Origin of the sequence: Tellurirhabdus rosea, assembly GCF_026278345.1 — a bacterium.
GTDB lineage: Bacteria > Bacteroidota > Bacteroidia > Cytophagales > Spirosomataceae > Tellurirhabdus > Tellurirhabdus rosea.
Window position 1 is genome coordinate 1,839,789 of record NZ_CP111085.1, and the last position, 25,224, is coordinate 1,865,012.

Here is a 25,224-nt window from a genome sequence, read left to right on the forward strand (position 1 = left end):
AAACGGGGTTTACAGGATGATTTTATCAAAATCATTGAAGTTTACCACTTTTCTCAATATGTAAACTAACTCATTAAATAAATTTTGAAAACGGGATGCAAATGAAGTCGAACTTTCGTTGTAAACTGTACGAGAAGAGCGCTCGGCCATTTGTGAGAAAGGAAATCAAGACAACAACCAATACTTATGTTACTGCCCGCTGAAACTGCCCGGTACCAGAAGCATCTGAATCTGCCGGAAATTGGAACCGAAGGACAACTGAAACTGAAACAGGCCCGGGTGCTGGTCGTCGGCGCGGGGGGGCTGGGCTGTCCGGTTCTGCTGTATCTGGCAGCGGCGGGGGTAGGGACGCTGGGCATTATTGATCCGGACACGGTGGACATCAGCAACCTGCAGCGGCAGGTCCTGTACACGACCGAGCAGGTCGGGCAGCCCAAAGCCGTCATGGCCGCCAATCACCTCCGGAAACTGAATCCCGAAATCCGGCTGAAAATCTACGCCCACGCGCTGGACCGCTCCAACGCCCGGACGCTCATTGATGAATACGATCTGGTGATCGACTGTACGGATAATTTTGCGGTGCGTTATCTGGTTAACGACGCCTGCGTGCTCCTCGGAAAACCGTTCATCTACGGCGCTATCCACCGCTTCGAAGGCCAGGTTGCCGTGCTGAACGCCCCGCTCTCTGCCGATGCCCTGACAGTGGGCATTGCCCCCAATTCCGTAACCCCGGACGCAGAGTCACAGAATGCCGTCCGGCGCGGACCCACCTACCGCTGCCTGTTTCCCGAACACCCGAACCAGATGGAGATTCCCAACTGCGCCGACACGGGCGTGCTGGGCGTGCTGCCGGGCGTGATCGGGACGTACCAGGCTAACGAAGCCATCAAGCTAATTACCGGCATCGGCCACCCGCTGTCGGATTCGCTGCTGATGGTCGATCTGCTGGCGATGAGTTTTCAGAAGATCAAAGTCCGTCGGCGGGCCGATGCCGATGCCGCCGCCCGCCGGGGCTGGGAAGAAGGAATCAAAGTCGGTGCCGCGGCCGCCGCCCAGCGCAAGATCACGCCGAAAGAACTGGCTGACCGGCTGAGCCAGGGCGAAGAAATTTTCCTCCTCGACGTGCGCGAACGGCCCGAATACAACATCTGCCACCTCGAAGGGGCCGTGCTGATTCCGGTCAACATCATCGCCAACAACATCAAGCGCATCCCCGCCGACCGGCCGGTGGTCGTCTACTGCCACCACGGCATCCGGAGCCAGTACGTGGTCGATTACCTCCAGACCGAACACGGCTTTACCAACCTCAAGAACCTGCAGGGCGGCATCCATGCCTGGGCCCGTGAGGTGGAGCCGGAGATGGAAGTGTACTAACCCGGAAGAGTTTTCATTTTCGCCGTTCAGGCCAGCCGTAAACTGGCACTACTTTTGCCATTATCAGACAAAACAACCAGGAAAGAGAAAGTCATTTCTCTTTCCTGGTTGTGATCTGATTATTCACTGGCAAAATTTGCCGGACAGACCAGAACCCGTTTTGGTTTGTCTAAAACGAGAGTTCTGAACGGAATGGACACGAAGCTACAGCCGGTCTTGAGTGCCGGTGCCGAGCCCCGGGAAGTATACCAGGCGCTGACCGAATACCAGCATGCCGAAGATTTCAAACGGCTGGATTTTATCGTCAAACAGGTCCAAAGTCTGCAAAAGCCCGATGTGACCATCATGGACATCGGCTGCGGCAACGGGAACATTGCCCGGGTGCTGGGCGGTTTCGGGTATTCGGTCCTGGGCGTCGACATCGACCCCGAATCCATCGCCGAAGCCCGGAAGCGCAACGCCTTCCCGAATGTCCGCTTTGAACAAATGGACGCTGAATCGCTGCCGACCGCCGGAGAATTCGACGTGCTGGTCTGCAGCGAAGTCCTCGAACACCTCGACGTACCGGGCAGCCTCGTCGAAACGGCCTACCGGCTGCTGAAACCGGGCGGGCGGCTGATCGTCACTGTTCCGAACGGCCACGGACCGCGGGAAGTGCTGATGACCAAGCCTATGCAGTGGATCAACAAGAAAGGCTACGGCGACTGGCTGGTGACCGTCAAACGGTCGCTGGGTTACGCCAACGCCACCAGCCAGAGCTCCAACCCGGACCTGACGCATATTCAGTTTTTCAGCCGGACTTCGCTGGAGGCGCTCTTGAAGAAGCATGGCTTCCGGCCCGTAACGTTCGCGAAGGCTAATTTCATCGACCGCGTTTTCCCGTACTCGCTGCTGGCCAACCGCCTGTATCCCCTGCAACGCCTGGATTGCCGCCTGGCCGACCTGTTGCCGACCAACTGCGCCAGCGGCTTCTACACCTGCTGGCAAAAGCCGGTCAGCCCGTTGTATTGATGAATTGCTGGAGCACCTGGGTTATTCGAAGCGCAGGTGCTTCACCGATTCGCCCGACGTCGCCAGTTCGCGCAGGGAATCGATGCCGATGAGCAGGTGCTTTTCCACAAACATGGACGTGACCCGTTTGTCGCTTTCTTCCGTCTTCACCCCTTCCGGAACGAGCGGGTTGTCGGAAACGAGCAGCAGCGCCCCGTGCGGGATGGAATTGGCAAAACCGACGGTAAAGACCGTGGCCGTTTCCATATCGATGGCCATCGCCCGGATTTCGCGCAGGTATTCTTTAAACTCCTCGTCGTGTTCCCAGATGCGGCGATTGGTCGTATAGACGGTACCGGTCCAGTAATCCAGTTCGTGTTTTTTGATCATGGACGACACGGCGCGCTGCAGGCGGAACGACGGCAGGGCCGGAATTTCGGGCCGCATGTAGTCGTTGCTCGTTCCGTCGCCGCGGATGGCCGCAATCGGCAGGACCAGATCGCCGATCTGGGTCTTTTTGAGGCCGCCGCATTTGCCCAGAAACAGCACCGCTTTGGGCTGGATGGCCGTCAGCAGGTCCATCACCGTGGCCGCCATGGCGCTGCCCATCCCGAAGTTGATGATGGTGATGTTGTCGGCCGTAGCCGTCTGCATGGCCCGCCCCATTCCGTAGATTTCCACGTTGAACTGCTGGGCGAACATTTCTACATAATTGATAAAATTCGTCAGCAGTATATACTCCCCGAACTGCTCGATGGGAGTTCCCGTATAGCGCGGGAGCCAGTTTTGGACGATCTCTTCTTTGGTTTTCATTGTGTCAATGACTGAATGGCTGAATGACCGAATGACTGATGGGAAAGCCGAAAGCAGATTTAATCCTTCGGTCAATCAGTCATTCGGTCATTCTCTTTTAATTTTGGCGTATGGTGTCGCTGAACTTACCGGAATTTGAGCACAAAATTAAGCAGATTGAGGGGAAAGCCTACATCTTTGATGTATTGCGGAAGAAGTACGTGCGCATTACGCCGGAGGAATGGGTTCGTCAGCACGTGGTTCATCTCCTGATTTCGCAGTATGGGTATCCCAAACCCCTGCTCCGGGCGGAGGGCGGACTGACGCTCAACAGCCTGCAGAAACGGACGGATGTGATGGCCTTCGACCGGGAGGGCAGGCCGTTTCTGCTGGTCGAATGCAAAGCGCCGCACATCCCGCTGACCCAGCAGGTCTTCGACCAGGCGGCGCGGTACAACCACGTTCACCGGGCCCCTTACCTGCTGGTCACCAATGGAATGATTCACTACTGCTGCCGCATCGATCCGGAAAGCGGCACGACCGAATTTCTGGCCGACTTCCCGAAGTTCTTTGACGCCTGACTCCGCCGGACGCCGTTATTTTTTGGCTACCAGCGTCGGGGTGGGTGCCTTGGGTTTCAGGGCCGCCACGTGACGGGCGTAGGCCAGCGCCAGCTTTTCGTCATACCTGTTTTTCTGATACATCGGCCCGTTGTAGCGTTTGGCGAATTCTTTCCAGTAATGATTCCGGAGTTCGTCGTCGAGCCGGACATGGACAATGTACTCGCAGAAGGCCAGCAAATGATTCCGGGCGCTTTCGCCCATGTCCTCCACGAACGTATCCACGCTGGTGTAGCCGCAAAGGGAGTGGTTGAAGCCCATGATCTGAAACATGCCGTAACTGGCCGAAAACAGGGCCGCCCGCTCGTTCAGCATTTTTGCCTTGATCAGCCGCGCCCACTCGCCCTGCCCGCGGGCTTCGGCATTGGGGCCTTTGGCGTATTTGGAGACGTCCCATTTGGGATAGCTGATGTCCGGATAGTTGGCGTTATAAATGCCCTTGGTATAACGGCTGAAAATGTGGCCTTCGAAGAGAATGCGCGGGCGACCGTCGGCCAGAAAGCCGCTTCCACTGCTTTCCACCTCGGCAACGGCCCGGATGGCGGGCACATCACAGCGCAGCCGCCGGGCGGCGTCCTGAAAATCCTGTTCCTGAAGCGTAACAACAGCCATATGGGTAAAAGTTAAAGGGTGAAGGATGAACCAAGTTACTGAAAATGAACACAGGTAACTCTCCGTTTACACAATTTAATGAGCACAAAAAGCCCCGACCTGGCAGGCCGGGGCTTCAAGTTACAGGGACGTACGGACGAATTACTTCTTCGCGACCACTTTCATGTCCACCGTGAAATCGTCGTTGATGGCTTTGTCGCCGATATTCGAGAAGAACGACTTCGAGCCGTAACGGATGTCGTACTTCGTGCGGTCGATGGTAGCTTTTCCGTTGGCCGTGATCGTGTTGCCGCTGGTCGTCACCGTGGCCGGGAACGTAGCCGGGGCCGTTTTGCCCTTAATGGTCAGGTCGCCGACAATGTCGTACTGGTTACCGCCTTTCGGAGTCACTTTCGTGATTTTGAAGGTAGCGGTCGGGTACTTGTCCACACCGAAGAAATCGTCGTTCTTCAGGTGTCCGATCAGCTTGTCGTGGTACTCCTTGTTGTCCTTCAGGTCCGTGGACGTGATGGTACGCAGGTCGATTTCGACGGTACCGCCGGTCAGTTTGCCGCCGTCCGCGATCAGGTTGCCCTTGCTGATGTTCACCGTTCCGTAGTGTTCGCCGGTTACTTTCTTTCCGTTCCAGTTCAGAACGCTCTGGGTGGCGTCCACGGTGTAGGTTGTTGCTTTAGCCGTGGTTTTGGCAACTTTTTTACCGGGGTTTTCAGCCATAACCGGGGCTGAAGCCAGCAGTACAGCGGCCATCAGGCCAGCGAAAAGTTGATTAACTTTCATCGTCTTAGGTTGTATTAGTTAATTAAAGTACTCTTTCTTGCTTACTCTGAGCCGCGCAGTTTGTCGAGCAGCCGACTTATCAGGCTGGCCTCTTCTTCCGTCAGCCGCTGGATTTCCGCTTCCTGTTCGTTGATGACCTTGTCCAGCTTTTTGAGCAGATCAAGGCCCTTGTCTGTAATCAGCACGTCCACGGCGCGCCGGTCGCTGGGGCATTCGGTGCGTTGGACCAGATCCTTCGCCAAAAGTTTATCCACCAGCCGCGAAGCGTTCGACATTTTGTCGAGCATCCGCTCCGTGATGTCCGCCACCTTGACCGGCTTCGGGTGCTGGCCGCGCAGAATCCTGAGGACGTTGTACTGCTGCAACGTCAGTCCGAATGGCTTGAGGACCTGCATCTGGCGGTTACACAACCAGTTGTTGGTAAACATCAGGTTGACCGTCAGCCGGTGGTAAGGCGTCCGGAAGGAGGAAGTTTGTTTGATGTCCGCTTCAATTGACATGAGAGACCTTGTTTCGTTCGTTTGTCGAATCTATGCATCCTGCATTAATTCCCCAATTTCCGTCCGACATCCAGTTAGCTAATTGTCTTGCAAATATAGTGTCGGTACATTTATTGTAACAACATCTAAATGAAAAAAGTTTTTAGCGGTACGAAATAATTTCGGGCGCCGATACGTCGAAATCCCGCAGCCGCAGGGTGGGTACGGCATCAAAGGCAAAGCGCAGCGGGCTCGGATTGGCCGGAATGTTGGGATACCAGGCCAGTCTGATCTGAAAACTGTTGAAGGTGAGGTTTTCGTTCCGGAAGCGGAACCCGAAGCCGTAACTTTGATAGAGCGGGGCTTTCCAGAGACTTCGGTTGTAGGTAATGAGGCCAAAATTGGCAAACGTGATGATGGCCACCCGAAAGCCGAGCACGTCCAGTTTCGAAAACAGCACGTTCTCGAAGTTGGTCAGCAGAAACTTGGTGCCGCGCAGGGCGTCGTTGGTCAGGCCAAAGCGGTCGCGGCCCGAAAGCGTCACAAATTCGTTGTCGAACCGGTTGAGGCCGTGCGTGTACCGGATGTTGACGAAGTGCCGCCAGTTGCCCCAGCTCGTGGTCCGCAGCGGACTGAAATAGTTGGTTTCCAGCGCAAAAACGCCCTGCTGCACGCCCCGGTCGGATTTCAGAAAACCGCCCACATTGAACAGGCCGTACAGATAGCCGACCTTCCGGATGTAGCCGCCTTTCGAGTACTTCACGCCCATGTACATCCGTTTGCCCAGTTCGGCATAATCAACGCCGCCCATGATGGAAAACTGGCTGCCGTACGGCACGTCCTCGGTGCGCCCGAAGCCGTAAATCAGCACGTCGCGGGTGTAGCGCCGCTGCGAGAGCCCGACGCTCAGCAGCACCGTCCGGCTGTTCTGGTAGAGTTGGTTTGTGTCAGAAGTCACCTCCGGCCGCCGCAGAAAGGTGTAATTGGAAATCCGGCCGGCGACCACGAGCCGCGTCCGGTCCTCGGGGTCCAGAAACCCGGTCAGGGGACGAAAGGCGTACCCGAGCCAGACGTCGCTATAGTTGTAATACAGCGGAAAAAGCCGGACGCTGTCGGTGCCGTCGTTGAGGAAAATCCGGTTGCGGGGCAGCTGGGTGTGGGTAAACTCCAGCGCCCCCGCCACCCGCGTGTCGGGGGTCAGAAAAGGCCGGTACACCCGAACGCCGAGCTGACGCCAGTCGCGCTCGTAAATCGCGTCGGCCTGGGCGCTGATCAGATTTCGGCCGATGTACGGAATAAAATAACGGCCCCGGTAGTTCAGCCGCTGGATCGGGTCGTCGCCGCGGTAGGCGATGGCGTTGGAAAACGTGTGACCGAAGCCCTGGAAATTCCGCTGTTCCAGCGAAAAATCCCAGCGGTTGAGCGCCCCGACCGAGCCGCCCGGCAGCAGCGACCACACGTCCTGGGTGATGACGTACACATCGACAAAACTGGTGCTGCCCGGACGCGGCACCAAGATGATGCGGGCGTCGTGGAAGATGTTGGAATTCCGCAGCAGACGTTCGTTGTCCCGCAACTGGTTCGGGTTGACCGCATCGCCTTTCCGGAACAGCAGAAAGGAGCGGCGGATAACGCCTTCGCGCGTATCCCGGTGCAGCCGGTTGCCGACCTTTTCCACCCAGTTGGCCGAATACCGCGTGGTATCGTAGACGGTCTGCCCGAACACTTCCAACCGGCGGATGAAAATATCGCCGATTATCTTTCCTTCGTGTTCCTGAAACGGATTGGCCTCGATGGCGCTGACTTCGCCCGATCGGACGCGGCTGTTGTACACATCGCGGAACAGCAGGTCGTACATGGCGCGGGTCACTTTGCGCTTGTACATCCGCTGCTTTAACTGAAGATAAAAAACGCTGTCCCGGTTGATGAGCACACTGTCGGCCAGCCGGTGCGAGGCCGAATCACCGCGCAGGGGCGTCTGACCCCGAACGGGTTCGGTGCTACAGAACAGGCAAAGCAGAGTCAGCCAGCCGCAGGCAAACGCCGGCCGGAAGACACACTGAAGCTCCGTCCTGATTGTACTCACGTTTCCAGTAAATTGTTGCTCATCCAGTAATCGCGCTGACGTTCCGAACCAAACTGAAAGTAATGCCAGCCAATCCGGCTGAAACCCATCTTTTTATAGAACGCAATCGCCCGTTCGTTGCGCTCCCACACGCCCAGCCAGAACACCTGAAACCCTTCTGCCCGTGCCAGCTCCCGGCAGGCATCCATGAGTCGGCGGCCGAGGCCCGTCCCCACCTGATTGTGGGCTACATATAAACGCTGAATTTCAATGGCTTGTTGCCCGCGGAGCTGGCGGGGCGGCCGCTGGCGGCGCAGTTTGGCATAGCCCACCAGTTCGCCCGCCGCCGTTTCGGCAACCAGAAACCGGGCTTTCGGATCGGCCAGTTCTTCCCGGGTCAGGTCGGGCGTCAGGGCTTCGTCCAGATAAGCCAGAACGTCCTCCGCCCGGTTGTGGGGCGGCCCAAACGCTTCCCACATGGTCTGACGGGCCAGGCGGCACAGGGCTTCGCTATCGGCGGTTACGGCCGGGCGAATGATAATATCGGCGGTACTCACAGGATAATCGTCTACTTTTGGTTTGGTTTCGCGTTCAGGGTTAACTACAACAACCCGGCCGAGACGGTAATCAACCCTAAACTTTACTCTTTAAACTAGTTCAGAACAGGTAATTTACAAAAATTATGCAGTTATCCCGCCCCCTGGTGCTGGCTTCGAATTCACCCCGCCGACAGCAGTTGCTGCGCGAAGCCGGTTTTGATTTCCGCGTCGACGTGCGGCCAACCGACGAGCTGTTTCCGGCCGACCTGCCGGTGGCCGAAGTGGCGGCTTACCTCGCCCACCACAAAGCCGAACAGTTTCGCCCGGATCTGGCCGACCAGCTGATTCTCTGCGCCGATACGATTGTGGTGGTCGACAACGACATTCTCAACAAACCCGCCGACGCCGACGAGGCCGCGCGCATGCTCCGGCAGCTATCGGGCCGGGCGCACCAGGTCATGACGGGCGTGTGTCTGCTCTCGTCGGAAGGTCCGGTTACCCTGACCGACGTCGCCACGGTGGTGTTCCGGGACCTGACCGAAAACATGATCGCCTACTACATTGACCATTACCGCCCGTTCGACAAAGCGGGGGCCTACGGCGTGCAGGAATGGATCGGGATGGTGGGCATCGAACGGATCGAGGGCTCGTTCTACACGATCATGGGCCTGCCCGTCCACCGGGTGTATGACCTGCTGAAACCGTATCTCCGCTAATCAGTCGGCGGCCAGCAACCGGCCCGTCACCCGATACCGCGACTCCCGCAGCACGACCGACTCGGCGGCCGGTTCGTTCACGACGCAGTAGGGAAAGCGCCCGCTGGCGTGGACAAACCGGAGTTCGCCCCGCTGGTGGAGCAGAAAGCCGGTATGCGTATCCAGCCCGACAAGGTAGAGTCCCGGCTCCTGCCGTTTCATTTTTTCAAGAAATTCGGGAAAGGACAAACCGCTGTAGCGCCGGATGGTTTTGGGCTTCACCAGCGCCTGAATCATGGTTTCGGACGGCAGGCGGGCCAGTTTCGTCCGTTCGCAGGCATAGCCGAGGTGCTGCACGACGGTGGTGACGAAATAGCCGCAGGCAATCCGCCCCTCCCCCGGCACGGCTGTCTGCCCGTGAAAACCATAACGGGTGCCGTACCAGAAAGGCAAAAGCTGCCGGAACTGGGCAATGCGCTCGGCTCCGGTCAGGTTGACTTCGCGCTGGGCGGCCTGCCGGCGGAGCAGTTCGGTATAGCCTCCGGGGGTGAAATACAGGGCGTGGTAGCCTGGAAGCCACGGCACCAGCCGGGCCGCGGTGGCGTAGGCCAGTGCCAGCACCAGAAAAGCCGGAAGGGTTTTTTGAAGGTGGCGGGGCATGAACAACAGGCTTCAGCGTGAAGGAGCAACCCGGTCTTTCCGGACGAACAGCCGACTGCCACCCAGCGTTCCGACGTGCCGGTACTCCGCCGCGAGCAGCTTGCGCATGAACGGATACCACTCCGGCTGAAACGAATGATAACCGGGATGGCTTGCCGTCGCATCGACGATGATCGCCGGTCGGTTGCGGACAATGTCCTGCTGGTGGAGCTTCATGAAATACGGCTGCAGTTCGCTTTCCACCACCGGATAGTAGAGCGGGATGAACCGCGAACCCATCAGCAAGCCGGTCCAGACGTGGTATTTATTCTGCCAGCCCCAGACCACCATTTTGTCATTCGGAACGGTATACTGCGCAACCGCCGCCGTCAGGCCGCTGTCTTTCAGCCGTACGCCTTCAATCAATTGCCGGATTCCGCTGTTGCGCCGACTTCCCAGAATAAGTCCCGGCCCGACCGCCAGCAGCAGCAGCCAGCCTGCCGCCAGAGGCATTCTCCACCCCGTCCGGACCGCATCCAGTCCCAGCATAATCACCAGCCCGGCGAGCCAGAAGGCCGGAATGTAACTCAGGATCTGGTAGTGATAAAAGCCGTTGCCGGGCTGGAGCACAGAATACAGCGCCGTCAGCAGCCAGAGAATAGAGAATACCAGCAGCACCCGGGGCGTCAGGGGGTTGATGCCCTCGTCGGAGGTGCCTCCGGTCCTCTTTCGCCGCCATGACGGATTGACCAGCACCAGCCCTAACGCCGCCAGCACCATTGCGGGCAGGGCAAAAAAGAACGCTTTGGTGGAGCCGAAAGCGGCAAAAATCACGGGCACCAGCACCGTGAGCTTCTCCGACCAGTTTTGTACCCCATTTCCAAAACTGCCTTTCTGCGCATAACCCAGATTCGCCAGCAGGAAGGATTTATAGAAAAACTCAAAATTGCTGGTCTGCCAGAGGTAAATTCCCAGCAGACCACTCGGCAGCAGCCCGCCGACCGTCAGGGCCAGCAGCAGGCGCCAGCGTCTTTCGGGAGGCGTCGTCAGCAGCAGTTGCAGAAAGATACCGCCCGTCAGCACCAGCGCCAGCGGAACGGCCTGCAGTTTGGTGTAGGGAATACAGCCCAGCAGAAAACCCGTCAGTACCGTCTTCCAGACCGGCTCGGGCCGCCAGAAAACGGTACTCCGCAGCCAGAGAATCGTCGCAAAAAGCAGACTGGGAAAATGTTCGCTATTGTAGGCCGGTCCGTCGCCCTGCTGCATAAAGGCGATGGCCACGGCAAACGGTAGCACGGCGATCCGCGCCCGCCGCGAACCGGCCAGGTTGGCAAAGGCGCGGTAGAGCAGCCCAACCGCCGCCGCAAACGCTAGCAGGCCGACCAGGCGAATAGTGGCGAAGTCGATACTCAGTCCGAAAAACCAGGGAAGCGTCAGCGGATACACGTTCAGCGGGCCGCTGGTAGTGCCATCGACGGAAATCCAGAAGCGCGGGTCGGCAATGAGCGTTCCCGCACTGGCGACCCACTGGCTTTCGTCGGTATTCTGTTCGTCCACCCCCAGCAGCGGCAGCCGGATAACGACAATTCCGAGCAGCAGGAGCGGCAGCCACCAGCGCACGGCCCGCTCTTTTCCCGGCAAACGCAGGGACCAGAGCGCCCAGCCACACACGAGCAGCAGCCAGCCCAGTCCGCCCGCAATCCAGACTTTGTTGACCGACGATCCCAGCGCCAGCATCAGCGCCCGGAGGCCCTGATACAGTTCACCCTGGTAGCGGATGATTGGCTCCATTAGTTCAGAATTTCGCGCAGGAAAGGCGAAGTGCCGCGCCGCAGGGCCTCATAGAGCACTTCGTTGACATTGGTACGAATGTTTAATTCACTGACTTTATTGTTGTTGCGGGTCGGATAAACGCGGTTCGTCAGGATGACGTAGTTGATGCCGTAGTCCGGGTCCGCCCAGGTGAAGGTGCCCGTAAAGCCCGAGTGGCCGAAACTCCGGGCGCTGGCCGACCGGGCCGCATTCCCCGAGAACTTGAACGTCGGCTTGTCGAAGCCCAGACCCCGGCGGCTGCCCCGCTCCGGAAACTGGTAGCGCGTAAATTCCTCCAGCGTCGCCGGCTGAATGTACTGCGTTCCGCCATAGTAGCCTTTCTGGAGATACATCTGCATCAGCTTCATCAGGTCGTTGGCCGTCCCGAACAGGCCCGCATGGCCCGACAGTCCGCCCAGCATGGCCGCGCCTTCGTCGTGAACCCGCCCGTGAATCAGCGTTTTGCGGAACAGCGAATCGTACTCCGTCTCGACAATCCGGGTCAGGTTGAAGAAACGGCGTGGGTTGAAGGTCAGCGTCGTGGCGCCCATCGGCTCGTACACGTTCTTTTTCAGGTATTCTTCGAACTCCTGGCCGGTCCGCCGCTTCACGATCTGGGGGTACAGATAGAACGACAGGTCGCTATACACGTAGTCCTTTTTCTCGCTCACCGGCGACTCTTTAATCTGCTCAAAAATCGTTTTCCGGTATCTCCGGTGCAGAAACAGGTTATCGGTCACCTCCACCGTGTAAGGTCCGCGCTTCTCGTCGCTGAAGGTCTTGTCCTTCCAGGTTCCGTCCGGATTGAGAGCGTCGCGCCAGAACGGAATCCAGGCTTTCAGCCCGGCCTGGTGGGTCAGCACGTTGCGCCAGACGAGATTGGCCTTGTTCGATTTCCGGTATTCGGGCACGTATTCGGCCATCGTTTTGTCCACGTTAAACTTCCCGGCATCGACCAGCCGCATCAGGGCCAGCGTCGAGGTCGAGATTTTGGTCACCGACGCCATGTCGAAAAGGTCCGTCAGTTTGGTCGGCGTCATGCCTTCGTAGGTATGGGTGCCGTAGGCTTTCCGGAAAATCACCTTGCCGTCTTTCGCCATCTGCACCACGCCGCCCGGAAACGCCTTGAGCCGGATGGCGCTCTGCATCATCGAATCGACTTTAACGGTCAGGAAGCGCGAATCGACGCCCACTTCCTCCGGAATGGTGTATTTGAGCCGGGCGAGCGGAGCCGTCAGAATGCCGTCGTTCAGTTTGTAGGTTTCGTTGACCGTTACCGGCAGCTTGCCTTTGGCCGGAATGGCCCCAAAAATCAACTGCGCCGACAATTCTTCCGCAAACGGCGTGAGCTGGTAGGCCATCACCAGCGCGCGGGCCTTGTCGAGCCCTTCGAGCTTACCGAGGGAATACGGGTTGCCAAACACGGTCACGACGGCCTTGCCGGTTTCGGCCAGCGTTTTGAGCTGGGCGGCCGTCTGGGGCGTGATGCCGTAGGTTCGCGGGCGGATGTTGTTCAGGTGAACGCCCACCAGCAGCAGGTTGTACTTTTTGAGATCGTTCATCACCCGCTGCACCGTGGTATCGGGCGTGGTGGCCGTCAGGTTGAAATGATCGATCGTGGTGTAGTTGCCGAGCATCGTCTGGAAAGCCGTGGTCTGCGGGGCGTCGAGCGAGACGCTGGCGATCCGCATGGTGTCGAGCTTGAACAGCGGCAGCACGTTCTGCCCATTTTTCAGGATTGTCAGCGACTCCTCAGTCAGCAGGCGGTTGATCAGGTTCGATTCCGGGTCGTTGAGGTCCTGCACGAGGTTCATCAGGTCCACGGGTTTGTAGCGGTCGAGACCGGCCCAGGCTTTGGCGGCGAGCACCTTGCGGCAGCGGGCGTCGATCTCGGCCTGCGTGATCCGGCCGGCGGCGATGGCGGCTTTCACCTCGGCAATGGCTTTGGCGACGTCTTCAGTAAATTCCAGCACGTCCATACCGGCTTCCAGACCCATGCGGTCGGCGATGCCCGAGGGGTAGTATTTCGTAACGCCCTTCATATTCATGGCGTCCGAGAAAACCAGGCCGCCGAAGCCTAGTTCGTTTTTGAGCAGGTCGGTGACCACCCGGCGGGAGAGCGTCGTGGGCAGGTTTTTGGTCGTGTCCAGCGCCGGAATGTTCAGGTGAGCCACCATTACTCCGGCGGCTCCGGCCTCAATCAGTTGCCGGAACGGATACAGTTCGAGATTGTCAATACGCTGGCGGTCGTGCGTAATCTGCGGGAGGTCGTAATGGGAGTCTGTGCCCGTGTCGCCGTGGCCGGGGAAGTGTTTGATCGACGTCAGCAGGCCGTTGTTCTGCATGCCGCGCATGTAGGCCAGCGCCTTGCGGGCCACGGATTCTTTGTCTTCGCCGAACGAGCGGAAGTTGATGACCGGGTTGTTCGGGTTGTTGTTGACGTCGGCAACGGGAGCAAAATTGACGTGAATGCCCATCCGGCGGCAGTGCCGGGCCATGGCGGCCCCCATTTTGTAAATTAAATCATCGCGCTGCTGGATGGCGCCGAGGGTCATCTGGTACGGAAAACGAACCGTGCTGTCGAGACGCATGGCCAGCCCCCACTCGCCGTCCACCGCAATCAGGAGCGGCACGCTGGCGACGGTTTGCAGGCGGTTGACCAGCCGGGCCTGCCGGATGGGTCCGCCCTGAAAAAAGACCAGTCCGCCCACTTTGTATTGCCGCACGACGTTCATCAGCGAATCTTCGTACTGGCGGGTGCGGTTGGAATACCCCGCGATCATAATCAACTGCGCGATGCGCTCATCCGGCGTCAGTTTATTGAACACCGAATCTACCCAGGCCGGGTTCGCCTTCAGAAACGACGGTACGGTCTGCGCGCGGGCATTGGTACCGGCAATAAGGAAAATGAAAACAAGACCGAGAGCGGCTAAAAAGTTGGCAAGCCGGGATGACATTTACAAAAAGGGGGTTTGTTGAACGATCGGAAGAACAAAAGTAACAAAGCGGCGGGCGAAAGCCTAATGCCGTTTTCCACGCCGCCGGTTTGCGAAACCAGAAGTTCGGCTTTATCTTGTTCTTCCTCTGCTGATCGTTCCATGTACCAACCGCCTGTCTCCGACCCCTTTTTTGCCGCTGAAGGTCAGGGTGTCTGGGCGCCCCGAGAGCACCAGCGCGTCATTGCCAGGCTGACCGGTGGTCTGGCTCCGATGTACTACCAGCAAAACCGCATCCGGCTCGAACCGCTTCCCGGTACAATGCTCGACGAGAGCAAAGCGAGCCTTGTGCCGGATTTATCGTTATACAACAACCAGACGGAGCAGACGCCGGTCATTATTGAAATCTGTCACACCAACGGCCTTCGGGAAGATTTGCAAAAGGTCATCCGGCTTATTGATGCCGATTGGTACGGCATCCGGGAAGGCTTCGTTTACAATTACCGGACGGCACAATGGTTCCGCTACCGTCAGGGAGACGGCGGATTGACCCAGCCAACTTCGTATGCCGAGGTGCTGGAACTGGATTTGAATCAATTTTTTTAATTAAGCGAGGGAATGGCTTCTGTTCCGTTATTCGATGCGCTCAAATTCGTACCCCGGCGCGTCGAAAGCCATGCCGGTATCCAGAAACAGGCGATTCCGGGCGACCTTCGCCGTCGAATTACGAACGTACCAGTTGTCGGCTTTAGGCTCCGCACTGGTTTTTAGCTCCAGATAATCGTCTTTCCGGCTTAGTTCGTACCCGACGCGGTCAATCTCTTTTCCGTCTTTAAAGACAATAATCGCTTCCTCCGAAGCCACCAGCCGCACGTTGGGAACGGGCGGATTGGGCATCATCGCGGAGACTTTCGTCAGTTTCCACTCCCCTACCAACCATCGGCGGGCTTTGGCCACGCTGGTCGTATACTTGTCATCGGGCGTCAGAAAGCCATTGCAGGCGGTGAGCGATAGGGCGATCAGCAGAACGGTGAAAAATCGGTATCTCATCAGCAGACGTAGTTTTTGTGATAGACTCCCCGGCGGCCCGAAGGGTTGTCAACGCTCCCTGCTTTATTCCAATCGATTTTTGGCTTGAGAACCCTTTCAAAAAAAGTCAAAATTTCGCTTGACTCTCCCCTTACGTCATAGCCTACCTTTGATCCGTCAATCGAATCAGTGTCAAAATGAAACCGTATTCCGTCAAAGCGCTGGCAAAGCTGGCGGGGGTCAGTGTGCGCACGCTGCACCACTACGACCGGCTGGGCCTGCTCAAACCCTCCGTCCGGACCGAGGCCAGGTACCGGCTGTACGGGAAAGATGAATTGCTGCGCCTTCAGCAGATTCTTTTTTACAGAGAACTGGATTTCTCCCTCAACGAGATTCTGGCGCTGCTGAAGGACCCGGATTTTGATCTGCTACACGCCCTGGAGAGCCATAAAAAAGGCCTTCAGCAGCGACAGGAACGTCTGACCACCCTGCTGACGACGATTGACAAAACCATTTCCACAGTAAAAGGAGAAAGAGACATGTTAACCAACGAAGAACTATACGCGGGCTTTTCGAAAGAACAAACGGAAGCCTACCGCGCGGAAGCCGTCGCCAGATACGGAGAAAACGAGGTGGCCGCCAGTGAAACCAACCTCCGCCAGCTCGGGAAAACAGGTTTCGAGCAACTGAAAACCGATGCGCAGGACATCGCCACGAAGCTGTTGTCCCTCGTCGGCCAGGACCCGGCCAGTCCGGCGGTGCAGGAGCAGATCGCCCGGCATTACGCCAACATCCGGGGCTTCTGGGGCGAAGCGGTCTGTGCCGGCAAGGACATGGCCGCCGCTTACAAAGGTCTCGCCCAACTGTACCTGGACGACCCGCGTTACACCCGTTTTGGGGGCGAACCGAACCCCGCGTACGCGGCCTTTCTGCAACAGGCGATGGTTCATTTTGCGGACACGAACCTAAGTCAATAAACGTTCAAACCGGGCCGGAGCCATCCGGCCCGGTTGTCTTTCGGATTACCCGCGGCTGAGCGCCTTTTCCATGCACACGCTATCCGGGTCGTCGGCGTAGGAGCCGTACGGTGAGATGGTCCGATAGCCGGTTTTGCGGTAGAGTTCAATCGCTTCGGGCTGTTTGTTGCCGGTTTGCAGAACGGTTGCCGGGTAGCCAAGGTCCTGCGCCCACTGTTCCAGTTCTGTCAGGAGGGCCTGGGCAATCCCCGTTCGGCGGACGGCGGACCGGACGTACATCCGCTTGATTTCGACGGCGTCGGGCCGGTTAATCCGCTTGAAACAGCCGCAGCCTGCCGGGACACCGTCCTGCAGGGCAACCACGACACAGGCATTATCCAGCCCTTTGTTCAGGGCATCGTACTGGTCCTGCTTGCCGCCGTAAATTTCGCGCAGGACAATGTCCAGTTCGGCCACCAGCGAGTGAAAATCGGGGTCAGCGGCGGTGGTTCGGCGAAGAGTAATCATTTTCAGAAAAGGATTTGATGGATAAGCCCGCTAAAGACTCACTCAACGCTTTTGTTCTTTCAGGGAATACATTTTTCCGGTGCCAGAACCGGTGTTCAAGGCCAATGCGCAGGTTCCACGCCCCGGCCTCAGGCTCCTACCCGGTACACGGCCGACTCCTCAAACCGCGAGGCTACTACCACTTCGGTGCCTTCGCTATGCGGCCGGAACAGGTCGAGCGCCCGCTGCGGACAGTTGTTGTCTTTGGAAAGGTGCGAAAGCAGCACGTGGCTCATGTAGGGCGGCCGGTGCTGCTGAAAAAGCGCCAGCGCCTGCCCGTTGGACAGGTGTCCGTCGCCGCCCCGGATGCGCTGTTTCAGAAAATACGGATAACGGCCCCGGTCCAGCATTTCCTCGTCGTAATTGGCTTCCAGAAAAGCGGCATGGCACTGGCTGAAATGGTCGATGACGTGCTGGCAGGGATGGCCGATGTCGGTAAAAACGCCCACTTTGGTCGAGTGGTAGGCGACCACGAAGCTGTGCGGGTCGCAGGCGTCGTGCCGTTTGGGGAAGGCCGTCACGCTCAGCTCGCCCACGGGAACAGGCTCGTAGGCCCGCAGCGGACGGATGGGAAAACTGGGCTCCGGCCAGCGCGTCTGCTGGTGGGTCAGCGGGGTGATGTAGACCGGCAGGTGGTACTTCCCGGCCAGGCGCGAAACGCCCCGGATATGGTCGCTGTGTTCGTGGGAAATAAAAATGGCCCGGACCTTCCGCATCGTCAGGCCCAGCCGCTCCATGCGCCGCTCGGTTTCGCGGCAGGAAATTCCCGCATCGACCAGAACGGCGTCCTGCTCGTTGCCTATGTAATAACAGTTTCCGTTGCTGCCCGAATTGAGGGAGGTAATAAAAAGTGGCCTCATACAGCAAAGAAACGGGTTTTTACGGTTTTTGGGTACATTTTTTACAAAACGAATTGAAAAAGCAGGCCGTGCGAACACGGCCCGCCGAAAAGCTACTTCTCCGGGTCGTGACCCCAGTTTTTGAGGGAATAAGCCCAGTTGCTGCCCGCCACTTCCTTCGGCCGCTGCGCCCGGTGGCGTTTGATATAGCCGACCACTTTGCGCATGTGCGCGTAATCGTCGTCGCTGAGGTCGGCCTTTTTTCTGTCCAGAATCTCGATGATGTGTTCGCCGGACTTATGGCCCACCGACTCGCCGTCACCGCTGTCCATCCCTACGTTGGAGGACTCTTCGCTTTGCAGCCACTTCTTCAGCTGCGACGCCGACATGTTGACCAGTTCGTCAAATTCGGCGTAAATCTCCTTTTTCTCGTTGTCCGTCATACCGCTTGCGGTTTGGTTTGCGGGATTAACGACTTGTGCTCCACCAGGGTTTACCGTCTCACTTAAGTTCCAGCTGCTGAATCCGGCCTGACTGGTGGTTGAGCAGATACAGTTCGCCCGCCTCATCCTCTCCAAACGACGACAGCGAGCCGATGAGCCGGGTCAGCGCCGTGTTGGTGGCCTGCCGGGTAGCCTCGTCGTAGCGCAGGGCCCAGAGGTTGCCGCTCACGTAATCGCCGTAGATGTACTGCCCCTGAAGGGTAGGCCAGCGTTTGCCGCGATATACGTAACCGCCCGTGATGGACCGCCCTTCGGAGGTGCCGTAGTCGAAGACCGGCTCTACCAGTCCGGCGCGGTTGCAGTTGCTGGACGGATTGAAGCATTCCCTGCCTTCGGTCAGGCGCCAGCCGTAGTTGCCGCCCCGTTCGAGCAGGCTGATTTCTTCGCGGGTGCTCTGCCCTACGTCGGCAATCCAGATGCGGCCCGTGGTGCGGTCGGCGGTCATTTTCCAGGGATTGCGCAGGCCGTAGGCGTAGATTTCGGGCCGGGCGCTGGTCGTGGTGCGGAACGGGTTGTCGGCCGGGATGGCATACGGCAGGTTTCCGGTGCGGCTGTTGACGTCGATGCGCAGGATTTTTCCCAGCAGCGTATTCAGGTTCTGGGAATTGTTCTGCGGGTCGCCGCCGCTGCCGCCGTCGCCGGTGGTGATGTAAAGCAGCCCGTCTTTTCCAAACAGAATCGACCCGGCGTTATGGTTGGCAAACGGCTGGTCGTAGGCCAGCAGCACTTCCTCGCTGGCGGCATCGACACGGGTCCGGTCCGACCCAAAGCGCGCGATGACCGACTGCAACTGTCCGTTCTGGCGGCGCGTGTAATGCACAAATACCTGCCCGTTGGTGCTAAAATTGGGGTGAAAGGCCATGCCGAGCAGCCCGGTTTCGCCGCCCGAGGCCACGCGGCTGCTGATGTCCAGAAAAACGTCGCTGCCCGTGGCGGCGGGGGCATTGCGGAACACCCGGACAACGCCCCGCTGTTCGAGCACAAACAGCCGGTTGGAGCCGTCGCCTGCCGCCAGCAGCTCGACGGGGCTGGCAAAGGTCAGGTTCGGAAAGGCGTCGGTCACCTGCCAGCGGGCCGCTGGATTACCCGGCGTCGGGGTAGTGGGCGTGGTGGCCGAAGGAGTTTCGCCGGAATCGCAGGCTATTAGCCAGAGAAAACTGCCGCCCAGCAGCAGTCGCATAAACCAGGTTTTCATCGGAGGAGCGGATTGTTCTATGGTAACGAAAGGGATTCTCTGACCGGTAAACCCCGCGTTCAGAAAACTTGTTGCCTTTTCTTTTTCGCCCCAAAACAGGCAGGCCCGTCCTTGCGAACGGGCCTGCGCTTTCTATAACGTTGAGAAATCAGAAGCCACTTAGCGCTTAATTACTTTCATGGATTTCAGCAGCTGGCCGTTCTGGTACAGTGATACCAGGTAAACGCCGGGCAGCAGGATGCGGTCGGTAAGAACCACGTCGATGACACCATTCTCGACCGTCGCTTTTTCTTTCAGGATGATTTCACCCGTCAGCGCGCTCATCACCACCGTCAGTTCGGCAGCAGGTACTTCGGTCGGCACTTCGATGTGGAACTCGTCCGCAATCGGGTTGGGGTACAGTTTGTAGCCGCCGTTTACCAGCTCCGACTTGCCACCGACACGGGCCTGCTGGCCGCAGCCGCTGAACTGGCGGGTGTAAGTGTTCAGGCGACGCTGTGAACCGGCGTAGAATACCTCTACCGTATGCGTTCCGGCCGTCTGGAAACGGGCAGGAATGTTGACGTGGAAGCCGTGGTTGCCGTTGTCGTTCAGGTAGCTGGCGATGTCGCCGCGGTACTGGTCGGCTTTGGCCGTTACGGCGAACTGACCGTCGATGTACACGTCTACGCTGATGGACTGGTTCAGCCGTGAGCGGTCAACCGCCCAACCGCCCAGAGACACGCAGCTTGCGTAATCCAGGTGGCCTTCGGGGCTGCCGTAGGTCGTCGCCGTGCTGGCTGCCGAAACGTTTCCGGACGTGGTCGTCGTGGGAGCCGGTGCCGGGGTGGAAGCTGCGTTGACGGTGCCTTCGACACAACCGTTGTACTGGCGGCTGTTGTTGTTCAGCGCCTGGTTGGAACCGGCGTAGCGAACCTCAACCGTATGTGTGCCGTTGCCTTTGAACTGGGCCGGAACCGAGAAGGCGAAGCCATGCAGTCCGTTGTCGTTCATCGAAGCGCCCACATCCGGACGGTGCTGGTTAGCCGGCGTTCTGCCTGCAAACTGGCCGTCGATGTACACGTCTACTTCGATCGACTGGTTCGGGCGACCGCGGTCGGCGGCCCAGCCGATGATGCTGTTGCAGCTTGATGCGTCCACAAAACCGGCCGGGTTCTGGTAGGTCGTTGAGCCGCCCGGAGCCGGTTGGGTAGCCGGAGCCGGCGTGCTGCTCGGAGCCGTGTTGCAGCTCGTGGTGAACGAACGGGAAACCGTCTGGCCACTCTGGCGGGCACGCAGGTCGAACGTCGTGCCGTTGCGCTGCCAGGCGTCAATAATGTGGGTGGCGTTGGTGGTCCAGCCGGTCAGGCCCGGAGCCATGTATTGCACTTCGGAGCCGTTGCCGCCGCTGGTGCGGAAGGTCAGCTGACCCGACTGGCAGTCGTAGGCCGGGTCCAGGATGGCGAACTCGCCGCTGCCGGTCACTGGTTGAGAAGGCTGTACGGGGGCGGGAGCCGGGGCTGGGGCAGGAGCCGGAGCCGGAGTCGGCGCTACCGGAACCGGGGCCGGAATCGGCTGTGACGGAGCGGCACCCGGAGCGGAGTTGATCAGGTCTTCGTTCAGGACGATGTTCACCGGACGCTGACCGCCGTTCCAGTAGGCGCTGCTCCACTGGCCCATGTAGCCGCTTTCGGCATAACCCTGACGAACGACCGTCGAAAGGTTGCAGTAAACCGTCTGGGAAGGCTGGATATTCGGAACCGGCTGGTTCAGCCATCCGGCGTTGCGGACGCGGGCCATCAGCTGGTTCATGCGGTCCATCTGGTAAGGCGAGTTGAAGTTCGCCAGGATAATCAGCTGGGCACCGTGTTCGTAGCTTTCGGAAACGTAGCGGTAGAAGTCATCAACCGGGAGGTTATCGTACATGCCGTCCACTTCCTGGGCAACCCAGGCACCGGGGCGGACGTTACTGCGGGCGAGGTCAATCGAGAAGCGGTGGTTGTATTCCGGGCCGTCGTTTACCTTGATACCGTCGGTGTTTTCGCACATGCCCCGGAAGGCGAACGTACCGCGCAGGCTGCTCAGGGGATCGAAGACCGAACCGAACTGGTTGACGATCGAGATCGAGCCGTTGACGCTCCGGATGGCGTTGTTCATCGACACCAGGAAGTTTTTCAGCACGTTGCTGCGGAAGACGTACCAGTCGAGGCCACGCTGGCCGCTGAAGGAATCCCAGGCGTTGCCGCGTCCGACGCGGATCGGCTCTACCTGATTCCAGTTGTTGTAGCTCGAGCCCCAGCGTGCGTTCAGCGTGTTGAGGTCGAAACGGCCCTGCAGCCACTGGCGGTAAGCGTTCAGCATCGAATCGTTATAGTCGAACGGCATGAAATATTCGCCGTTGCTGTCGGAGTTCAGAATGGAGAATTCGTTTTCCTGGATCGGGGAAGTTACCACCGACATAAACAGCAGCCGGCCTTCGCCCTGGAGAAACTGGTACCGGTTGGTCACTTCGCGGATAAAGCTGGAGGCTTTGTCGTGCCAGCTCTGGTTGACGAAGCTGCCGATGGTCAGGCGACCCCGCGACAGGCGGGAATGGTCCGCGCCCCGCTGCTCTTCGTTTTCGTTCCAGAAACCAGCCGTTTTGCCGATTTCGCGGGCGATCAGAATGCGGATACCGATTTTCAGTCCGCGCTGGCGGGCCCGTTCAATCTGGGCGTCTACGTTCTGCCAGTCGGCGGCGGCACCGGGTGAAGAATAAATTTTGTCCCAGTGTACACTCAGTTCGACCATGTTACATCCGTTGTTGGCGGCGTTGTCGACGCGGTCGAGACCAAATCCTATTCCATCATCGTAATTGTAAATGATCGGTCCAATGTAGCGTTGCTGACCGGGCAGGTTCATGGCCCGGTTCAGGGCCAGCGGAGAGGCGGGCGGGGTAATCCCCATTGCCTGTATTGCCAATAGGCAAAGTAGTGAAATAAAGGCAAAAAAGCCTCCCCCGGTCTTTGACGCCGGTCTCATTGCGTTCTTCATCACGTTACGGTGTTAAGTAAGTTACGCTGTTTTTAATATGAGTTAAGTACGTTAAACTGATGCGGCGGCTTTGTTTCGCCGGTCGTTTATCGGACACAAAACTAAAGACGAAATCTCACAATCAAATCAGCCCCAGCATTAAAATCACTATAAAAAATATATTACAAATCCTTCATGTATAGCCATTTAGGTCCATTTGCTCGCTTTAAACTTTAATTTAATCGGTTTTTACCAGACAAACCCTGTCGTTTCAATAGACATATATTGATTTAGTGCTAATCGGGTAATTTTCTAATTATCAAAGCCCTTTTTATTGATCGGTAATTATCAGACAAGAAGCGTTTTTTGCCGATTCGCTCTAATTAAGCGTTTCTGGCGACCCTCTTTTTTTTGTATGGCAAAGAACCAACCTTCTGCGCCGACCGGCCGAAAAAAAAGTCGGGAGGCCGCCAAAAAAATGTGGCTACCTCCCGACTGTCAGGACTATACCCCGGCGGTTACCGCTTCCGGCCCGCCGTTTTCTGCTTCCGCTCGGATTGCTCTTTTTCGTATTCGTCCCGGTGGCGTTTCTCCGCTACCAGGTTCCGGTACAGACCGTTAAGGACGTAGATATCCTCAATTTCATCAATCAACTGGTGCAGTTGCTCGCGAACTTCGGTGATATTCATAAGTAATTTCTGTTGTTTTATGCCAAAAACCCGGTGTTCGGCAGAACGTTTGGAAACGTTTGTTAATGAAAGAACAGATAGCCCAGCGCAATGCCCGCCAATACCCCGATCAGGTCGGCGATCAGGCCCGCCACAATCGCATAACGCGTTTTCTTGATGCCTACCGAGCCAAAATACAGGGCAACAATGTAAAAGGTGGTGTCGGCAGAACCCTGAAAAATACAAACGAGGCGGCCCACAAACGAATCGGGACCAAACTGTTTCATGGCGTCGATCATCAGCGCCCGGGCACCGCTGCCGCTCAGCGGCTTCATCAGGGCTACCGGCAGGGCATCCGTGAAATCGGTGTTCAGTCCGGTCAGGCTGAAGAGGTATTTTAATCCGCCCACCAGAAACTCCATCGCCCCGGAGTTGCGGAAGGCGCTGATGGCGACCAGCATCCCGACCAGATACGGAATGATGCGCACGGAGGTCTCAAACCCGCTTTTGGCTCCTTCGATAAAGGTGTCGAAGATGTCGATCTTTTTGCGGATGGCCCCGACCAGAAACGTGGTAATGATGCCCAGCAACAGCACGTTGCCGACCACCTTCGACACCTGTTCGACCTGTTCTTTGGGCAGGCCCGAAAGATACCAGAGCGCCAGTCCGAGGAAGGCCGTCACGCCGCCGAGCCAGCCCATCACGACGCCGTTGAACAGATTCAGCCGCTGTTTGAGGGCCACAATCAGGACGCTGGCTACCGTGGTAACGTAGGTGCCGATGACGCAGGGAATGAAAACGTCGGCCGGGTTCTGCGCCCCGACGATGGCCCGCTGCGCCATAATGCTTAACGGAATGATCTGAAGCCCCGACGTGTGCAGCACCAGAAACATGATCTGGGCGTTGGAAGCGGTGTCTTTCTGGGGATTGAGTTCCTGCAGGCTCTGCATCGCCTTCAGCCCGAAGGGAGTGGCGGCATTGTCCAGACCGAGCATGTTGGCCGAAAAGTTCATGATCATCTGCCCGTTGGCGGCGTGGTCTTTCGGCACTTCCGGAAACAGCTTGTTGAAGAAAGGGCCGATTACCCGGGCAATGACGTTGATAGCCCCGATTTTCTCCGCGATGTTGAGCAGACCCAGAAAGAACGTCATGACGCCCGCCAGCGGCAGGGCAATGTCCATCACCGCGACCTTCGACGAATCGAACAGGCCCTCCACGATGGTTTTAAAAATTTCGGTATCCCCCAGAAAAATCAGCTTGAAGAGCGCAATCAGAAAGGCAATCAGAAAAAATGCTACCCAGATGTAATTGAGGGCCATAAAGCAAGTCGGTAAGGCGGTACGTCGGCAAGTCGTCTCTCAGGAGTCGATTGTCAAGGCTAAAAATAGTAGTTTCGCCGTTCAATCCGCACGTTTCACCTTTTGCGAACCAAAATTCATGCGTTTCAGCCGCTTTCTGAGTTTAATTTTCGCCCTCCACGCCCTCGCCTTTCCGGCCCGCAGTCAGGACGTTCTGGAACAGGCGATGCTTCGTCAGGGTCTGGTGGACATCCAGAAACTGGACCCGTCCATTCTGGTCGATCTGAAGTATTCCACGCGGGATAATTTTGTCGGGAAAGACGTGTACGGCGACCTGACCCGCGCTTATCTCCAGCCGATGGCCGCCCGGAAGCTGGCGCAGGCCAGCCGGTTTCTGCAACAGGCGAAGCCGAACTACCGGCTGCTGGTGTACGACGCCGCCCGCCCGCGTACGGCCCAGTGGAATCTCTGGAAGGCGCTGCCCAACTATTCGGAGAAGGAACGGCAGAAGTACGTGGCCGACCCGCGCATCGGCTCGATTCACAACTACGGATGCGCCGTCGATTTAACCCTGGCGCTGGTCAACGGCCGCGACGGAAAACCGATGGCGCTGGACATGGGCACTCCGTTCGATTATTTCGGCCATCTGGCCTATCCCGAGAAGGAAGAACAGCTTCTAAAAGCGGGGAAACTGACCCGGCAGCAGGTCGAAAACCGCCGGCTGCTCCGGTCGGTCATGCGCCGGGCGGGTTTTTCGCCCATCGAAACCGAATGGTGGCATTTCAACGCCATTTCAAGGGCCAAAGCCAAACAGACGTATAAAATTGTAGAATAGCCTTTTGGTCGTC

General features: G+C 57.9%; 24 protein-coding genes. 7 read left to right on the forward strand and 17 right to left on the reverse strand.

Annotated features, from left to right (window positions below; genetic code table 11):
* The first annotated feature begins 186 nt into the window (after positions 1-186).
* Together moeB and ORG26_RS07695 are read left to right on the forward strand one after the other, a co-directional pair.
* Positions 187-1,374: a molybdopterin-synthase adenylyltransferase MoeB gene (moeB, locus tag ORG26_RS07690; protein WP_266368185.1), complete on the forward strand. Its 1,188-nt coding sequence runs from the start codon at positions 187-189 to the stop codon at positions 1,372-1,374.
* 192 nt (positions 1,375-1,566) lie between these two features.
* Positions 1,567-2,385, forward strand: a complete 819-nt coding sequence (locus ORG26_RS07695; RefSeq protein ID WP_266368186.1) for a class I SAM-dependent methyltransferase — start codon at positions 1,567-1,569, stop codon at positions 2,383-2,385.
* A 21-nt stretch (positions 2,386-2,406) separates the two neighbouring features.
* Here the strand turns inward: ORG26_RS07695 and ORG26_RS07700 are convergent, their stop codons facing one another.
* On the reverse strand, positions 2,407-3,177 hold the full coding sequence (locus tag ORG26_RS07700; protein WP_266368188.1) for an AMP nucleosidase: 771 nt from the start codon (positions 3,175-3,177) through the stop codon (positions 2,407-2,409).
* Between the two features lie 110 nt (positions 3,178-3,287).
* On the opposite strand from ORG26_RS07700, the gene ORG26_RS07705 reads away from it, so the two are divergent.
* Positions 3,288-3,737: a type I restriction enzyme HsdR N-terminal domain-containing protein gene (locus ORG26_RS07705; protein WP_266368189.1), complete on the forward strand. Its 450-nt coding sequence runs from the start codon at positions 3,288-3,290 to the stop codon at positions 3,735-3,737.
* Between the two features lie 15 nt (positions 3,738-3,752).
* On the opposite strand, the gene ORG26_RS07710 is transcribed toward ORG26_RS07705, so the two are convergent.
* From ORG26_RS07710 to ORG26_RS07730, 5 genes are all read right to left on the reverse strand, one after another.
* Positions 3,753-4,388, reverse strand: coding sequence for an N-acetylmuramidase family protein (locus ORG26_RS07710; RefSeq protein WP_266368190.1), 636 nt, complete (start codon positions 4,386-4,388; stop codon positions 3,753-3,755).
* Positions 4,389-4,529: 141 nt separating this feature from the next.
* On the reverse strand, positions 4,530-5,165 hold the full coding sequence (locus ORG26_RS07715; RefSeq protein WP_266368191.1) for a YceI family protein: 636 nt from the start codon (positions 5,163-5,165) through the stop codon (positions 4,530-4,532).
* 41 nt (positions 5,166-5,206) lie between these two features.
* Positions 5,207-5,665: a MarR family winged helix-turn-helix transcriptional regulator gene (locus ORG26_RS07720; RefSeq protein WP_266368192.1), complete on the reverse strand. Its 459-nt coding sequence runs from the start codon at positions 5,663-5,665 to the stop codon at positions 5,207-5,209.
* A 142-nt stretch (positions 5,666-5,807) separates the two neighbouring features.
* Positions 5,808-7,730, reverse strand: a complete 1,923-nt coding sequence (locus ORG26_RS07725) for a BamA/TamA family outer membrane protein (protein ID WP_266368193.1) — start codon at positions 7,728-7,730, stop codon at positions 5,808-5,810.
* Positions 7,727-8,266, reverse strand: coding sequence for a GNAT family N-acetyltransferase (locus tag ORG26_RS07730; protein WP_266368195.1), 540 nt, complete (start codon positions 8,264-8,266; stop codon positions 7,727-7,729). The genes ORG26_RS07725 and ORG26_RS07730 overlap by 4 nt, the downstream gene beginning before the upstream one ends.
* A 125-nt stretch (positions 8,267-8,391) precedes the next feature.
* Here ORG26_RS07730 and ORG26_RS07735 point away from each other — a divergent pair, with 125 nt between their 5' ends.
* Entirely contained in the window at positions 8,392-8,964 is a 573-nt protein-coding gene (locus ORG26_RS07735; protein ID WP_266368197.1) for a Maf family protein, read from the forward strand.
* On the opposite strand, the gene ORG26_RS07740 is transcribed toward ORG26_RS07735, so the two are convergent.
* The 3 genes from ORG26_RS07740 to ORG26_RS07750 are packed head-to-tail and all read right to left on the reverse strand — an operon-like array spanning position 8,965 to position 14,351.
* On the reverse strand, positions 8,965-9,603 hold the full coding sequence (locus tag ORG26_RS07740) for a hypothetical protein (RefSeq protein WP_266368199.1): 639 nt from the start codon (positions 9,601-9,603) through the stop codon (positions 8,965-8,967). It lies immediately after the preceding gene.
* 12 nt (positions 9,604-9,615) lie between these two features.
* Complete coding sequence (locus tag ORG26_RS07745; RefSeq protein WP_266368200.1) at positions 9,616-11,373, reverse strand: hypothetical protein; 1,758 nt, start codon at positions 11,371-11,373, stop codon at positions 9,616-9,618.
* Positions 11,373-14,351 carry a glycoside hydrolase family 3 N-terminal domain-containing protein gene (locus ORG26_RS07750; RefSeq protein ID WP_266368202.1) on the reverse strand — a complete coding sequence of 993 codons (2,979 nt, stop codon included), beginning with the start codon at positions 14,349-14,351 and terminating at the stop codon, positions 11,373-11,375. Before ORG26_RS07750 ends, ORG26_RS07745 begins: the two co-directional genes overlap by 1 nt.
* Positions 14,352-14,492: 141 nt before the next feature.
* Here ORG26_RS07750 and ORG26_RS07755 point away from each other — a divergent pair, with 141 nt between their 5' ends.
* Positions 14,493-14,936 (forward strand): hypothetical protein, encoded by a 444-nt coding sequence (locus tag ORG26_RS07755; RefSeq protein ID WP_266368203.1) that lies wholly within the window; start codon positions 14,493-14,495, stop codon positions 14,934-14,936.
* A 27-nt stretch (positions 14,937-14,963) separates the two neighbouring features.
* Here ORG26_RS07755 and ORG26_RS07760 read toward each other — a convergent pair whose 3' ends face one another.
* Positions 14,964-15,380 (reverse strand): hypothetical protein, encoded by a 417-nt coding sequence (locus tag ORG26_RS07760; protein WP_266368205.1) that lies wholly within the window; start codon positions 15,378-15,380, stop codon positions 14,964-14,966.
* Between the two features lie 176 nt (positions 15,381-15,556).
* On the opposite strand from ORG26_RS07760, the gene ORG26_RS07765 reads away from it, so the two are divergent.
* Positions 15,557-16,336 (forward strand): MerR family transcriptional regulator, encoded by a 780-nt coding sequence (locus tag ORG26_RS07765; protein ID WP_266368207.1) that lies wholly within the window; start codon positions 15,557-15,559, stop codon positions 16,334-16,336.
* Between the two features lie 45 nt (positions 16,337-16,381).
* Here the strand turns inward: ORG26_RS07765 and ORG26_RS07770 are convergent, their stop codons facing one another.
* From ORG26_RS07770 to ORG26_RS07800, 7 genes are all read right to left on the reverse strand, one after another.
* The gene (locus tag ORG26_RS07770) at positions 16,382-16,843 is read right to left on the reverse strand and encodes a GNAT family N-acetyltransferase (RefSeq protein WP_266368208.1); all 462 of its coding nucleotides are present in this window, start codon (positions 16,841-16,843) and stop codon (positions 16,382-16,384) included.
* Between the two features lie 128 nt (positions 16,844-16,971).
* Positions 16,972-17,742, reverse strand: coding sequence for an MBL fold metallo-hydrolase (locus ORG26_RS07775; RefSeq protein WP_266368210.1), 771 nt, complete (start codon positions 17,740-17,742; stop codon positions 16,972-16,974).
* Between the two features lie 92 nt (positions 17,743-17,834).
* Complete coding sequence (locus ORG26_RS07780; RefSeq protein ID WP_266368212.1) at positions 17,835-18,164, reverse strand: DUF3140 domain-containing protein; 330 nt, start codon at positions 18,162-18,164, stop codon at positions 17,835-17,837.
* Between the two features lie 58 nt (positions 18,165-18,222).
* On the reverse strand, positions 18,223-19,419 hold the full coding sequence (locus ORG26_RS07785) for a PQQ-dependent sugar dehydrogenase (protein ID WP_266368214.1): 1,197 nt from the start codon (positions 19,417-19,419) through the stop codon (positions 18,223-18,225).
* Between the two features lie 159 nt (positions 19,420-19,578).
* Positions 19,579-22,344: a beta-galactosidase gene (locus ORG26_RS07790; RefSeq protein ID WP_266368216.1), complete on the reverse strand. Its 2,766-nt coding sequence runs from the start codon at positions 22,342-22,344 to the stop codon at positions 19,579-19,581.
* Between the two features lie 584 nt (positions 22,345-22,928).
* Positions 22,929-23,099 carry a hypothetical protein gene (locus ORG26_RS07795; RefSeq protein ID WP_266368218.1) on the reverse strand — a complete coding sequence of 57 codons (171 nt, stop codon included), beginning with the start codon at positions 23,097-23,099 and terminating at the stop codon, positions 22,929-22,931.
* A 62-nt stretch (positions 23,100-23,161) separates the two neighbouring features.
* The gene (locus tag ORG26_RS07800; RefSeq protein WP_266368219.1) at positions 23,162-24,397 is read right to left on the reverse strand and encodes a nucleoside recognition domain-containing protein; all 1,236 of its coding nucleotides are present in this window, start codon (positions 24,395-24,397) and stop codon (positions 23,162-23,164) included.
* Positions 24,398-24,515: 118 nt separating this feature from the next.
* On the opposite strand from ORG26_RS07800, the gene ORG26_RS07805 reads away from it, so the two are divergent.
* A complete protein-coding gene (locus ORG26_RS07805) occupies positions 24,516-25,211 on the forward strand; it encodes a M15 family metallopeptidase (protein ID WP_266368221.1) in 696 nt (231 codons plus the stop codon).
* Positions 25,212-25,224 lie beyond the last annotated feature (13 nt).

What these genes read in the sequence shown, in the direction of transcription:
- ORG26_RS07740 (WP_266368199.1), bottom strand. Translation starts at nt 9,603, where the DNA reads ATGCCCCGCCACCTTCAAAAAACCCTTCCGGCTTTTCTGGTGCTGGCA.
- ORG26_RS07800 (WP_266368219.1), bottom strand. Translation starts at nt 24,397, where the DNA reads ATGGCCCTCAATTACATCTGGGTAGCATTTTTTCTGATTGCCTTTCTG.
- ORG26_RS07770 (WP_266368208.1), bottom strand. Translation starts at nt 16,843, where the DNA reads ATGATTACTCTTCGCCGAACCACCGCCGCTGACCCCGATTTTCACTCG.
- ORG26_RS07790 (WP_266368216.1), bottom strand. Translation starts at nt 22,344, where the DNA reads ATGGGGATTACCCCGCCCGCCTCTCCGCTGGCCCTGAACCGGGCCATG.
- ORG26_RS07750 (WP_266368202.1), bottom strand. Translation starts at nt 14,351, where the DNA reads ATGTCATCCCGGCTTGCCAACTTTTTAGCCGCTCTCGGTCTTGTTTTC.
- ORG26_RS07695 (WP_266368186.1), top strand. Translation starts at nt 1,567, where the DNA reads ATGGACACGAAGCTACAGCCGGTCTTGAGTGCCGGTGCCGAGCCCCGG.
- ORG26_RS07795 (WP_266368218.1), bottom strand. Translation starts at nt 23,099, where the DNA reads ATGAATATCACCGAAGTTCGCGAGCAACTGCACCAGTTGATTGATGAA.
- ORG26_RS07785 (WP_266368214.1), bottom strand. Translation starts at nt 19,419, where the DNA reads ATGAAAACCTGGTTTATGCGACTGCTGCTGGGCGGCAGTTTTCTCTGG.
- ORG26_RS07700 (WP_266368188.1), bottom strand. Translation starts at nt 3,177, where the DNA reads ATGAAAACCAAAGAAGAGATCGTCCAAAACTGGCTCCCGCGCTATACG.
- ORG26_RS07780 (WP_266368212.1), bottom strand. Translation starts at nt 18,164, where the DNA reads ATGACGGACAACGAGAAAAAGGAGATTTACGCCGAATTTGACGAACTG.
- ORG26_RS07715 (WP_266368191.1), bottom strand. Translation starts at nt 5,165, where the DNA reads ATGAAAGTTAATCAACTTTTCGCTGGCCTGATGGCCGCTGTACTGCTG.
- ORG26_RS07765 (WP_266368207.1), top strand. Translation starts at nt 15,557, where the DNA reads ATGAAACCGTATTCCGTCAAAGCGCTGGCAAAGCTGGCGGGGGTCAGT.
- ORG26_RS07705 (WP_266368189.1), top strand. Translation starts at nt 3,288, where the DNA reads ATGGTGTCGCTGAACTTACCGGAATTTGAGCACAAAATTAAGCAGATT.
- ORG26_RS07760 (WP_266368205.1), bottom strand. Translation starts at nt 15,380, where the DNA reads ATGAGATACCGATTTTTCACCGTTCTGCTGATCGCCCTATCGCTCACC.
- moeB (WP_266368185.1), top strand. Translation starts at nt 187, where the DNA reads ATGTTACTGCCCGCTGAAACTGCCCGGTACCAGAAGCATCTGAATCTG.
- ORG26_RS07745 (WP_266368200.1), bottom strand. Translation starts at nt 11,373, where the DNA reads ATGGAGCCAATCATCCGCTACCAGGGTGAACTGTATCAGGGCCTCCGG.
- ORG26_RS07735 (WP_266368197.1), top strand. Translation starts at nt 8,392, where the DNA reads ATGCAGTTATCCCGCCCCCTGGTGCTGGCTTCGAATTCACCCCGCCGA.
- ORG26_RS07805 (WP_266368221.1), top strand. Translation starts at nt 24,516, where the DNA reads ATGCGTTTCAGCCGCTTTCTGAGTTTAATTTTCGCCCTCCACGCCCTC.
- ORG26_RS07775 (WP_266368210.1), bottom strand. Translation starts at nt 17,742, where the DNA reads ATGAGGCCACTTTTTATTACCTCCCTCAATTCGGGCAGCAACGGAAAC.
- ORG26_RS07720 (WP_266368192.1), bottom strand. Translation starts at nt 5,665, where the DNA reads ATGTCAATTGAAGCGGACATCAAACAAACTTCCTCCTTCCGGACGCCT.
- ORG26_RS07755 (WP_266368203.1), top strand. Translation starts at nt 14,493, where the DNA reads ATGTACCAACCGCCTGTCTCCGACCCCTTTTTTGCCGCTGAAGGTCAG.
- ORG26_RS07710 (WP_266368190.1), bottom strand. Translation starts at nt 4,388, where the DNA reads ATGGCTGTTGTTACGCTTCAGGAACAGGATTTTCAGGACGCCGCCCGG.